The following is a 12,033-nucleotide window of genomic DNA, read 5'->3' as shown; positions in this document are numbered from 1 at the left end:
CCCACCATGCCCCTGGCCCTGCTCGCCCTCGCCGTGGGTGCCTTCGGCATCGGCACCACCGAGTTCGTGATGATGGGCCTGCTGCCCGAAGTCGCCGACGACCTGAACATCTCCATCCCCGCCGCCGGACACCTGGTCTCCGCGTACGCGCTCGGCGTCGTCATCGGCGCCCCACTGCTCGCCGCCGTCACCTCGCGGATGCCCCGCCGTACGGTCCTGATCTCCCTCATGGTGCTGTTCGTGGCCGGCAACGCGCTGTCCGCGTTCGCGCCCGGCAACGAATCCCTGCTCGCCGCCCGCTTCCTCAGCGGCCTTCCGCACGGCGCCTTCTTCGGCGTGGGAGCGGTGGTCGCCACGAGCATGGTCGCGCCCGAGCGCAAGGCGCGCGCAGTGTCGCTGATGTTCCTCGGCCTGACGGTGGCCAACATCGCGGGCGTCCCGGTCGCCACCCTCATGGGCCAGCGCCTCGGCTGGCGGGCGACCTTCCTGGGCGTGAGCGCGATCGGCCTGGTGGCGATAGCGTCGCTGGCCCTGCTGATCCCGCGCGACCGGGCCGCCGCCCCCACGACCGGTCTGCGCGGCGAACTGGCCGCCCTGCGCTCACTGCCGGTGTGGCTGGCGCTCGGCACGACGGTCGCCGGGTTCGGCGCGCTGTTCTCCGCCTACAGCTACATCACGCCCATGCTGACGGACGCCGCCGGGTACGCCGACTCCAGCGTGACCCTGCTGCTGGCGCTGTTCGGCGTCGGCGCGACGATCGGCAACCTGCTGGGCGGGCGGCTCGCCGACCACGCGATGCGGCCGACCCTGTTCGGCGGCATGACGTCCCTGGTGGCCGTCCTGGCCCTGTTTCCGCTGCTGATGACGACGGCTTGGGGCGGTGCGCTGGCCGTGTTCCTGCTGGGCGTGGCGGCGTTCGTGACGGGCTCGCCGCTCACCATGATGGTGATGGAGAAGGCGGCGGCGGGCCCGTCGCTGGCCTCCTCCGCCAACCAGGCCGCGTTCAACCTGGCCAACGCCGGCGGTGCCTGGGCCGGCGGCCTGGCCCTCACGACGGGCCTCGGCGTGACGTCGCCCGCGTCGGCGGGTGCGGTGCTGGCGGCCCTGGGCCTCGGGGTGGCCGCCGTGGCGTACGCGGTGGACCGGCGACGGGAGTCCGCCGGCGCGGGCCACGTGGTCGCCACCCACACGCCTGAGCGGGCGGGTGTACTGCACCACTGAGCCTCTTCGAGGTGGCCACCGATCGGACGGCGGTCCGCTAGGCGCGACGAGGTGACGTCCGGGCGCCGGCCCTCGTTCGACCTCTCCGCGGCCGCGTCCTCACCCGGCTCGGCCGAGGCCGGCGGCGAGACGTCTCAGCGGACACTCCGTTCGGGGACCGTCGGAAGGACCTTCTCGGCGATGCCGAGGAGGACGCCGTCGTCCGGGAGGGCCCCGGACTCGCTCCACACGGTGATGTCGTAAAAGCCGCCCCGGTCCCTGCTGTCGAGCGCCACGGACAACGTCCTGGCCAGGGGGCCCTGTTGCACCGGCCCGCTCGACCCCTCACCCCCGAGACTGATCTCGATCTTCATGGTGTGCTCCGAGGAGAGGAGCGCGGGCCGGCCGAGGACCGTGAGCGTCCTGAGGTTCTTCTCGCCCTCGTTCCCCGCGATCTTCACCAGCTCGACGTACTGGGCGGTCGACAGCCCGTCGTACGTGGCCGAAAGATTCACGGTGTACGTGTCGAACGTGACCTCGGCCTCCGGCTGGGCGACCTTCCCGTCGGTCAGGGCGGCGGTGTTGCTGGTGCCGGAAGCCGAGGTCGCGATCTCCGTGGGCGTTCCGAGGAGCCGCGCCAGGTCGGGCCGGTTGAGCGCCTCGCACAGCTCGTCACCGGTCACGGCGCGGGGCGTCTTCTCGTAGACCGCCGGCAGCGCCTCGTCCTCCGTGTCCGAACACGAGGCGGGCCGCGGGGTGTCGTCTTCTGCCGGCAGCACGTCGGGGGCCAGCCACAGCGCGGCCGCGATCGCTCCGAACACGGCCACGGCCGCGACGGCCTGGCCCCACGGGTTGGGCTCCTTCCCGGCGGTGACCGGACCGGGAGCCAGGCCGGCTCCGGCCGGTGCCGGTGCCGGTGCCGCTACCTGTGCCTGTGCCCAGGCTCGGGCGACGGCCTCGCTCGGCGCTCCGTCCGCGGAGGCCGCCGGACCCGGGCTACGGCGCGCGCGCAACGCCCGGACCACCACGCGGACGCGTATCGCGGTGAACACGAGGAACACCGCGCCGAGCACGGCCGCGACCCGGTCGTGCTCGTGGACGGCGAGGTAGGTGATGCGGGCGCCCAGGACGGACCCGACGGCGATCAGGAGCGGTTCGCGGACCCAGAAGGGCAGAACCCGCAGGAGTAGACCGAGCATCCGGTGATCTCACCAGGCCGAGCCCGCGTCCGCCGTGGTGGAGGCCACAATTCCGCAACCCCCGGGCACCACCGGAGCCGCGGTCTCGGCAGGGCCCTGGATCGGCGCCTCCGGCCGGCGCCCCGGTACGGCCGGTTCGCGCCATACCTGGGGAGTGCCCCCGGGGCCCCGGGGTTCCGGCACGGCCGGTTCGTGCCATACCTGGGGAGTCCCCCGTCCCCCCGGGGCCCCGGCACGGCGGGTTCGCCCCACACCTGGGGAGTCCCCCTGGCGTCCCGGTCTCGCACCGGGGTGCGGTCAGCGTTCCGCCACAGCCGCGTCGATGCGGGCCAGATCCCGCAGCCATGCCTCGGCCGTGCTGTCGGACGGTGCGCGCCAGTCGCCGCGCGGGGAGAGCGAGCCCCCGGCCGAGACCTTCGGCCCGTTCGGCATGGCCGAGCGCTTGAACTGCGCGAACGCGAAGAAGCGACGGCAGAACACCTCCAGCCACTGGCGGATCTCCGGCAGGTCGTACGCCACCCGCTTGGCCTCCGGGAAGTTCGGCGGCCAGGCGCCGCTCTCCGCGTCGTGCCAGGCGTGCCAGGCCAGGAAGGCGATCTTCGACGGCCGGAAGCCGTAGCGCAGCACATGGAAGAGGGTGAAGTCGTGCAGCGCGTACGGGCCGATTTTGGACTCGGTGGACTGCATCTCCTCGCCCGGTACGAGTTCCGGGCTGATCTCGGTGTCCAGGATCGCGGCGAGGATCCTGCCGGTCTCCTCGTCGAACTGGCCGCTGCTGATGATCCAGCGGATCAGGTGCTGGATGAGCGTCTTCGGCACACCGGAGTTGACGTTGTAGTGGCTCATCTGGTCACCCACGCCGTACGTGGACCAGCCGAGCGCCAGCTCCGACAGATCGCCGGTGCCCAGCACGATGCCGCCACGCTGGTTGGCGAGCCGGAACAGGTAGTCGGTGCGGAGCCCCGCCTGCACGTTCTCGAAGGTGACGTCGTACACCGGCTCACCGGAGGCGAACGGATGGCCCATCTCCTTCAGCATCAGCCGGGCGGTCGGCGTGATGTCCAGCTCGGCCGCGGTGACGCCGAGGGCGCGCATCAGCTTGTGCGCGTTGTCCTTGGTGTGGTCGCTGGTGGCGAAGCCGGGCAGGGTCCAGGCCAGGATGTCGCTGCGCGGACGGCCCGCGCGGTCCATCGCGCGCGCCGCGACGATCAGCGCGTGCGTGGAGTCCAGCCCCCCGGACACCCCGATGACGACCTTCGGCCCACCGATCGAGGCCATCCGCTGCTGCAGCCCCGCGACCTGGATGTTGTACGCCTCGTAACAGTCCAGGGCGAGCCGCTCGGGGTCGGCGGGCACGAACGGGAACCGCTCGACGCGGCGGCGCAGCCCCAGGTCGGCGACCGGCGGGGCGAGTGCGAACGACACCGTCCGAAAGTCCCCGGTCCGCGCGGCGTGCGTACGGCGGTTGTCGTCGAACGTGCCCATCCGCATCCGCTCCTGCCGCAGCAGGTCGAGGTCCACGTCGGCCACCGCGTACTGCTCGTCGAGCGGGAAGCGGTCGGACTCCGCCAGCAGCACCCCGTTCTCGTAGATCAGGGTCTGCCCGTCCCAGGACAGGTCGGTGGTCGACTCACCGAGACCGGCCGCCGCGTAGACGTACGCGGCGAGGCAGCGGGAGGACGCGGAGCGGCACAGCAGCTTGCGGTCCTCGGCCCTGCCGACCGTGATCGGGCTGCCCGAGAGATTGACGAGGACGGTCGCGCCCGCCAGGGCGGCCTCGGCGCTCGGCGGCACCGGGACCCACATGTCCTCGCAGACCTCCGCGTGCAGTACCAGCCCGGGGACGTCCACCGCCTCGAAGAGCAGGTCCACGCCGAACGGTACGGCCTCCCCGCCGACCCCGATCGTCCCGCCGCGCTCGTCGTCGCCCCCGGCGATCTGCCGACGCTCGTAGAACTCACGGTAGTTGGGAGGGTACGACTTGGGCACGACACCGAGGACCCGGCCGCGGTGCACGATCACCGCGCAGTTGTAGACCCGGTTGCGGTGGCGCAGCGGGGCCCCGACGACCAGCACCGGCAGCAGCTCGGACGACCCCGCCACCACCTCCTGGAGCGCCTCCTCGACCTGGTCGAGCAGCGCGTCCTGGAGCAGCAGGTCCTCGATCGAGTAGCCGCACAGCACCATCTCCGGGAACACGGCGACGGCGACGCCCTCCTCGGCGCACCGGCGGGCGTGGCGCAGGACCGCTTCGGCGTTGGCGTGCGGGTCCGCGATGACGGTGTGACCCGTGCAGGCGGCGACGCGTGCGAAACCGTGCTGGTAGATCGACGAGAAGTTCACAGGGGCAGTGTAATCGTCAGTGCGACGCGATGGGGGGGGCGGGAGGTGTGGGTCTCCGCCCCCGGCACCGTCCGGGGTGGCGCTCCGGTCCGCCCCGGCCGTGGCCAGGAGGAACCCTGCCCCCAGGACGGCCCCAGGGACGGCCCCAGGACGCCCCCAGGGCCTTGCGGCAGGGCGGTGTGCGTGGCACGCATGAGAGGCGAAGGCGGCCCCGCGCCTACGTACTCGGCGTGGCGCCGCGCGACTCGAGCAGGTCCGCCATCAGCTGGATCTCCGACTGCTGCGCCTCGACCATGCCCTGCGCGAGCCGCTTCTCCACGGCCACCGTGCACTTGTCGGCACAGCCCTGGGCCATGTGCACGCCGCCCTTGTGATGGTCCGTCATCAGCTGGAGGTAGAAGATCTCGGCCTGCTTGCCGTTCAGCGTGCCGAGCTTCTTCATCTCGGTGTCGGTGGCCATGCCCGGCATCAGCGCGCCGTCCTCGCCGGAGGCCATGCCGGACATGCCCATCCAGGACATCGGCCCGTCCGAGGACACCTTGGGCAGGCCCCACAGGTCGAGCCAGCCGATCAGCATGCCGCGCTGGTTGGCCTGCGTCTGCGCGATGTCGTACGCGAGCCGCCGCACTTCCTCGTCCTTCGTGCGGTCGCGCACGATGTACGACATCTCGACGGCCTGCTGGTGGTGCACCGCCATGTCCCGGGCGAAGCCGGCGTCCGCGGAGTTCACGGTGGGGACGTCGGACCCGTTGTCCCCGGCGACGGAGTAGCTGATCGCGCCGGCCGCGACCAGGACACCGGCCACGGCCACGGCGACTCCCGCGTACCTCACTTCGACAGACCGCCCGTGCACGCGGCGCCCGGCTCCGGCGTCTGCTCGCCCTGCACGTACTTCTCGAAGAACGTGTCGATGTTCGGGTCGCTCGCCCCGGTCACCGTCCGCTGGTGCCCCCACGCGGTCAGCATGATCGGATCGGCCTGCTTGTCGTCCGGGCTCATCAGCGTGTACGGCGTCTTCTTCACCTTCGCCGCCAGCGCGTCCACGTCGGCCTTCGGCGCCTTGCTGTTGTACGTCACCCAGACCGCGCCGTGCTCCAGCGAGTGCACCGCGTTCACGTTGTCGAGGGCCTTGGTGTAGACGTCGCCGTTGCAGTTCATCCACGCCTGGTGGTGGTCACCGCCGACCGGCGGCTCCATCGGGTAGGCCACCGACTTGGTGACGTGGGTGCGCCCCAGGGTGCCCTTCCATGTCTTCACGCCGTCCGAGCCGGTGACGAAGCTGCCCGAGGTCTTGGCGTCGGCGGCGGGTTCGTCGTCCGACTGCGACTGCACCAGGAACACGGTGCCGGCGACGAGGGCGGCCACCACGAGGGTGCTGGCCGTGATCGTCAGGATCCGGCCGCGCCGCTCGCGCGACTGCTCCGCACGACGCATCTCCTCTATGCGCGCCTTGCGCGCCGCGCTGGTGTTCTTCTTGGCGGAACCCATGGGGCCTGTCCTTCTGGAGAAAGGGGGCGGAACGGTCGGGGCGTGCGGGGCGTGCGGGGCGGTGCAGTGCTCGTGTCGTGCCCGGGTTGTTCGAGTCGTTCGGTTCCGCTGATCGTAATGGGGGAACTGGGCGAACTCGTAGGCAGGTCACAGCCAAGGCCGTGAGCGGTTGGCGCGGAGGCGCGGTGGGACCACGCGAACGACCCGTGACGTGGCGGTCGCCATGGAGGTAACCCCACCCATGCTGCCAAGGTCGTCGCCGAACGTCAGCCCGTGGGTCCGCCGGAGGCCCGCCACGGCCGGGGCGGCGGCGGCCTCGCCCTGACGGAGAGGGGCCGTACGGCGTGGGTGGGCGCCGTGGTCCGCGCCTTCGGGGGCGACGGCGACGTCGTCGACCGCGAGGGTGCCCCCCTCTCGCCCACCGCACTCCGGTTACGGCCCGCGCGGCGCCCTGCGGTGGACGCCGCTGCTGCGGGCGACCTCCGCGCGGGTCTGACGGGGCCACCGGCGGGGTCGGGGATCCACACGGCCTCGCGGGCCGCATCCGTGCGCCGGCACGACGAGGCGGCCCGCTTCCTCACGGCCGGACGACTTCGAGCCGGACCGCGCCCACCACGACGAGAGGATCCACCTCGTCTCTCGGGCACACGACTCGAGGGGTTCGCGGGGGAAGGGGCCGGCGGGCGGGTTCGTTCGTCCTTACGACGGCGACGGGGTCCTGCTGGTTGTCCCGAGGCGGCGCGACTGCACCGGGTTCGGCACCGGGTTCGGCGCCGAGCGCGGCGGACAGCCCGCGGCCCGGCAACCGGCACGCCGGAGGGGTGCCGGAGGACCGGTCGCGAGGTGGATCGGGAGGTGGAGGGGGCCGGGCATTACGGATGTCAGTCCGAGCAGGCAAGATGGGCGGGGAGCGGTACACCTGTCGTGCGTGAGGCATTCACCCTGAGGTCGGCCGGACGATCAAGGTGCGCAACGCGCATGAAATGGTGTTGTGGTGGGATGCTCAGGTGCCCGACCGCCTCCCGCGATGCGGGAGACAGGCGGCCTGACCAGCAAGGATGGGGAAGCGGAAGATGGACAAGCAGCAGGAGTTCGTGCTCCGGACGTTGGAGGAGCGCGACATCCGGTTCGTACGCCTGTGGTTCACGGACGTGCTGGGCTTCCTCAAGTCCGTCGCCGTGGCCCCGGCGGAACTCGAACAGGCGTTTGACGAGGGCATCGGCTTCGACGGTTCCGCCATCGAGGGCTTCGCCCGGGTGTACGAATCCGACATGATCGCCAAGCCGGACCCGTCCACCTTCCAGGTCCTCCCCTGCGCGCGGAGGCCCCCGGCACCGCCCGGATGTTCTGCGACATCCTCATGCCGGACGGCTCGCCCTCCTTCGCCGACCCGAGGTACGTGCTCAAGCGCGCCCTCGCCCGCGCCTCCGACCTGGGCTTCACCTTCTACACCCACCCCGAGATCGAGTTCTTCCTGCTGAAGGACCGCCCCCTCGACGGCTCGCGCCCCACCCCCGCCGACAACTCCGGCTACTTCGACCACACCCCGCAGAACATCGGCATGGACTTCCGCCGCCAGGCGATCACCATGCTGGAGTCCATGGGCATCTCGGTCGAGTTCTCCCACCACGAGGGCGCCCCCGGCCAGCAGGAGATCGACCTGCGGTACGCCGACGCACTCTCCACCGCCGACAACATCATGACGTTCCGCCTGGTCATGAAGCAGGTCGCGCTGGAGCAGGGCGTCCAGGCGACCTTCATGCCGAAGCCGTTCTCCGAGCACCCCGGTTCCGGCATGCACACGCACCTCTCCCTCTTCGAGGGCGACCGCAACGCGTTCTACGAGTCGGGCTCCGAGTACCAGCTCTCCAAGGTCGGCCGTTCCTTCATCGCGGGCCTGCTCAAGCACGCGGCGGAGATCTCGGCCGTCACCAACCAGTGGGTCAACTCCTACAAGCGCATCTGGGGCGGCTCCGAGCGCACCGCCGGCGCCGGCGGCGAGGCCCCCTCGTACATCTGCTGGGGCCACAACAACCGCTCGGCGCTGGTCCGCGTCCCGATGTACAAGCCCGGCAAGACCGGCTCGGCCCGCATCGAGGTCCGCTCCCTGGACTCCGGCGCCAACCCCTACCTGGCGTACGCCATGCTGCTCGCCGCCGGCCTCAAGGGCGTCGAGGAGGGCTACGAGCTGCCGCCGGGCGCCGAGGACGACGTGTGGGCCCTCTCCGACGCCGAGCGCCGCGCGATGGGCATCGAGCCCCTCCCGCAGAACCTCGGCGAGGCGCTGACCCTGATGGAGCGCAGCGACCTGGTGGCCGAGACCCTCGGCGAGCACGTCTTCGACTTCTTCCTGCGCAACAAGAAGAGCGAGTGGGAGGAGTACCGCTCCGAGGTCACCGCCTTCGAGCTGCGGAAGAACCTGCCGGTGCTGTAAGCGCAGTTCAGGGCGGGTTTCCCGCTGATTCGGCGGGTGGGGCCAACGGTCGCGGACCGTTGGCCCCTTCGTGTCTAACGGCGTCTGGGCCGTCTCTGGGCCGTCCGGGCAGATCTCCGCGCCGGAGTCACCTTGAGGCATGTGCTGCTCCGGGACGTTCCCGGCTCTGCTGGGAGCCGGAGGGATCGTCGGCGGCCTGAGGCGGAACGGTCATAGCTGGGCGGTCGGCTTTAACCGACCTGGACTGGACCGCAGCACCCCAGGGAAGGATCCAGCCGTGGCGTGGCTGGATCCCCGGATTTCCTAACTAGGAGACTGTAAGGATTCCACCAAAAATAAGAACAGAGATAACAACAAGAAGCATCCGGTAATTGAACCTGAAATTGAATCTTGCTCTTATCTTGAAATCTGCCTTACCTTGGCCCTTGGTCTTCTTCCTAGCCATCCTAACCACCCTCTCATTAGCTCGCCTGGCATCGATTGATGTCAGGCCGACGTTCTACGCCAGGCGCACCACGCCGACTCTGAGGGCTTTCACAACCGGTGGGACGTCGAGCTGAAAGGGTTGGCGTACTTCAAGGCTAGACCTCAATTCGGGGCATTTCAACCGACCTGTGGCGTGCGAATCAGTTGAATGGTCAAGGGGCCCGAACTTCTTCGTACAAGCCGTCCACGGCCTTCCGAGCTCGCGCCTCACTACTCGGCATGAGGTGCGTGTAGACCCGGAGCGTGAACCCCGGATCGTTGTGCCCGAGGTAGTGACTCAGCGCCTTGACGTTCTCGCCGGCGTCCAGCAGCACCGAGGCGTAGAAGTGCCTGAGGGCGTGCATGCCGTGTTCGCGGGCGGCCTGGTGCCGCTCGCCCGGCCTTGGCGGAGGGATCACCCCAGCCGCGACAAGAGCGGGCTTCCAAGCGCGGTCGTTGAAGTCGGTCCGCCGGACCGCACCCGCGCCATCGAGGCGGGTGAACAGCAGCCGCTTCGTGATGAGCGGACCGTCCGGCCGGAGCCACGGCAGGGTGATCTCTACTGGGGGGAACGACTCCATATGGCTCTTGAGGATGTGAGCCACGCGGTCCGGCAAGGGAACGTCGCGGACCTTGTTCCGCTTCGGCGGGGAGAACACGAGACCCTGCTTCGTCACCTTTACCTGATTCGCGATGTGCATGCAGCCATCCGGAGTTGAAATCGATTTCGTCGACAGGAAGCCCGAAGATCTCCCCTTGGCGGAGTCCACATCCGCCCCCGAGGTCGACCGTCGCGCGGAAGCGCTCCGGCAGAGCTGCCCGTACGGCGAAAACCCGCTCTGCGCTCCACGGCACAACGCGGCCATTTCCTGCCGCAGGAGGCCGCACGGATTGCGCGTGGCAAGGGTTCTTCGACAGGTGACCGTCGTCGACAGCCGCATTGAGGACCGTCGAAACGTTGTTGTAGATCACGCGCCGGTACGACGACGCAGGGACGGCCCTCTCCAATTCGCTCAGCCAATCCCGGATGTGTTCCGGCTTGAAGGAACCCAGCGGTCGTGACCCGAGGTAGGGAATCGCGTGGCCGCGAATCGAGGACTCGACTGACTCTCGTGTGGTCATCTCGGTCGTCTGCGTCTTCAGCCACTTCTCGGCGTACTGCCGGAACGTAACGCGGCTGGCCGCAGGGTCGACGTACTGACCGCGCGACATGTCGGCCTCGATGTGGGCAAGCCACTGGTCAGCCAGTCGCTTCTGTCCGTCGGGGAATGACTTGCTCTTCTCTGTCCCGTCCGGGCCGATGTAGCGGGCGCGGTAGCGCAGGCCCAGACCGTAGCGGTCCGTCCGTATCCGCCGGGGCTTGCCTGCGGCGTCGGGTTCGGTCTTGTACCACCGGTCTTGGATGTGACCTGCCATCTGGCAGTAGTCCTTTCTCGACACACAGCAGGGAGAGCCGCGTGGAGGCTCTCCCTGCTGCGTGGGTGGGGTGGGTGCTGGCTTACGCGGCGGCGTCCGCGGCCTTGCGTTGGGTGACGTAAGCGCGCACGTCGGAGGGGTCGTAGCGGAGGTGCTTGCCGATGCGGAAGCCGGGCGGGCCGGTCCGTTTCTTGCGCCACTGGTAGACGGTTTCGAGAGGCACCTCGAAGACCTCGGCGATGTCGTCGGGGGTGAGGTAGCGGTCGGGGAGGCACCCCGGAGGGTGGCGCGCGGGTCTGGCTGTTCACGTGCGGTGCTCATGGCGGATCCTCCGTGCGCCGGGGTGCTGTTGCCGGGGCCCACGTCTGTCCGAGGTGCGGATTTCTGCGTCACCCGCGTCATCTGCGTCATTCGCGGCTCTGACCTGCGGTTTCGGGGTGACGCAGGGTCGGGAGGTTGTGTCACCGGTGACACAGACCTTCGTCATCGGGTGACGCGGGTGACGCGGGGTGACGCAGGAATCGGCCGTCTGCGTCACCGCTGTTTCGGCAGGTCACGCGCCGCTTCCGGGGTGTAGGTGACGCAGGTGACGCAGCGTCTTTCTACTTCGGACAGAGAGGGGGTGTCTGTTGTGTGTTGCGGGCTCAGAGAATGAAGAACGGGCCGCTTCGCGGCGCGCCCGCTCGTAGGGCGGCGCCGCCGCCGAACAGCAAGAGGAGCACGCGGGGGCGGGTGCTCCTCTTGCTTGTGCGGCCGGTGGGGCCGCGCGGTCAGAAGGCTGCTTCCTGCTCGGGCGGGGGCGGTGCGATGGCCGGACGCGCGATTTCGATGTAGCGGGATGTCTTGGTGCGCCCCCAGTCGATGAGGACGCCCCGGGCTGCGAGGGTCGGCTGAAGTCGCTTGAGGCGGTCTGAGAGCACCTTGCCGGTGGTCGGCCACCCTTTAGGCAGGGGACGGAAGTCCTCGCCGCTGTAGAGGCCGGTGAGGCAGTGCAGCCACTCGGCCGACGTCATCCGCTCCTCGGTCCCCGGGGTGATGCTGGCGGCGTGTTTGAGCACGGTCTGTGCCAACAGGTCGCCCTCGATGACGTCGTCGTTGAGGTCGTCCAGGCTGGCCCGGTAGGCGGCGAGCGCTCCCAGGCCGGTGGCCGCGTCGAGCTGCGCGCACAGGTGCGCGAAGTCGGCCATACGCAGGTCGGTCGGGATGTCCGCCTCAGCCGCCCGCACCTGCACCGTGAGATCCAGCAGCGAGCCGAGGATGACGGGCAGCACCTCTGCGAAGTCCGACCATAGTTCCGCCTCGGTGCGCCGGACGCGGGGGCGTTCCAGCCGCAGGGGCAACAGCCGTTCTGCGAGGTCGGGCCGGATGACTCCCACGTCGATACCGGTCAGGAGCAGGGGACGGCGGTAGCCGACGCGGAAGACGTCCCCGTCGGTGAACAGGGCACGTTTGACGTTCTCGGCCCCGGTGACGATGCAGCACATGGCG

At 69.9% G+C, this 12,033-nt stretch carries 5 protein-coding genes and 4 pseudogenes; 2 read left to right on the top strand and 7 right to left on the bottom strand.

Annotated features, from left to right (window positions below):
* Positions 1 to 6: 6 nt before the first annotated feature.
* Positions 7 to 1,221 (top strand): MFS transporter, encoded by a 1,215-nt coding sequence (locus BM536_RS23540; protein WP_073492938.1) that lies wholly within the window; start codon positions 7 to 9, stop codon positions 1,219 to 1,221.
* Between the two features lie 134 nt (positions 1,222 to 1,355).
* On the opposite strand, the gene BM536_RS23535 is transcribed toward BM536_RS23540, so the two are convergent.
* The 4 genes from BM536_RS23535 to BM536_RS23520 form a co-directional block, all read right to left on the bottom strand.
* Entirely contained in the window at positions 1,356 to 2,399 is a 1,044-nt protein-coding gene (locus BM536_RS23535) for a DUF6215 domain-containing protein (RefSeq protein ID WP_073492939.1), read from the bottom strand.
* Positions 2,400 to 2,696: 297 nt separating this feature from the next.
* Positions 2,697 to 4,742 carry an NAD(+) synthase gene (locus BM536_RS23530; protein WP_073492941.1) on the bottom strand — a complete coding sequence of 682 codons (2,046 nt, stop codon included), beginning with the start codon at positions 4,740 to 4,742 and terminating at the stop codon, positions 2,697 to 2,699.
* A gap of 217 nt (positions 4,743 to 4,959) precedes the next feature.
* Complete coding sequence (locus tag BM536_RS23525; RefSeq protein WP_073492942.1) at positions 4,960 to 5,574, bottom strand: DUF305 domain-containing protein; 615 nt, start codon at positions 5,572 to 5,574, stop codon at positions 4,960 to 4,962.
* Positions 5,571 to 6,230 carry a thioredoxin-like domain-containing protein gene (locus tag BM536_RS23520; RefSeq protein ID WP_073492944.1) on the bottom strand — a complete coding sequence of 220 codons (660 nt, stop codon included), beginning with the start codon at positions 6,228 to 6,230 and terminating at the stop codon, positions 5,571 to 5,573. Before BM536_RS23520 ends, BM536_RS23525 begins: the two co-directional genes overlap by 4 nt.
* A gap of 1,073 nt (positions 6,231 to 7,303) precedes the next feature.
* On the opposite strand from BM536_RS23520, the pseudogene BM536_RS23510 reads away from it, so the two are divergent.
* Positions 7,304 to 8,664: pseudogene (locus tag BM536_RS23510) on the top strand (glutamine synthetase family protein).
* Positions 8,665 to 9,302: 638 nt separating this feature from the next.
* On the opposite strand, the pseudogene BM536_RS23505 reads toward BM536_RS23510, so the two are convergent.
* The 3 pseudogenes from BM536_RS23505 to BM536_RS23495 form a co-directional block, all read right to left on the bottom strand.
* Positions 9,303 to 10,545, bottom strand: a pseudogene (locus BM536_RS23505) (tyrosine-type recombinase/integrase).
* An 82-nt stretch (positions 10,546 to 10,627) separates the two neighbouring features.
* Positions 10,628 to 10,866, bottom strand: a pseudogene (locus BM536_RS23500) (helix-turn-helix transcriptional regulator).
* Between the two features lie 449 nt (positions 10,867 to 11,315).
* Positions 11,316 to 12,033: pseudogene (locus BM536_RS23495) on the bottom strand (ATP-binding protein); the annotation flags it as partial.

Origin of the sequence: Streptomyces phaeoluteigriseus (genome assembly GCF_001896135.2) — a bacterium.
Classification (GTDB): Bacteria; Actinomycetota; Actinomycetes; order Streptomycetales; family Streptomycetaceae; genus Streptomyces; species Streptomyces phaeoluteigriseus.
The sequence above is the reverse complement of the archived record's forward strand: the minus strand, read 5'-3'. Positions and strand labels throughout refer to the sequence as shown.

What these genes read in the sequence shown, in the direction of transcription:
- BM536_RS23540 (WP_073492938.1), top strand. Translation starts at nt 7, where the DNA reads ATGCCCCTGGCCCTGCTCGCCCTCGCCGTGGGTGCCTTCGGCATCGGC.
- BM536_RS23535 (WP_073492939.1), bottom strand. Translation starts at nt 2,399, where the DNA reads ATGCTCGGTCTACTCCTGCGGGTTCTGCCCTTCTGGGTCCGCGAACCG.
- BM536_RS23520 (WP_073492944.1), bottom strand. Translation starts at nt 6,230, where the DNA reads ATGGGTTCCGCCAAGAAGAACACCAGCGCGGCGCGCAAGGCGCGCATA.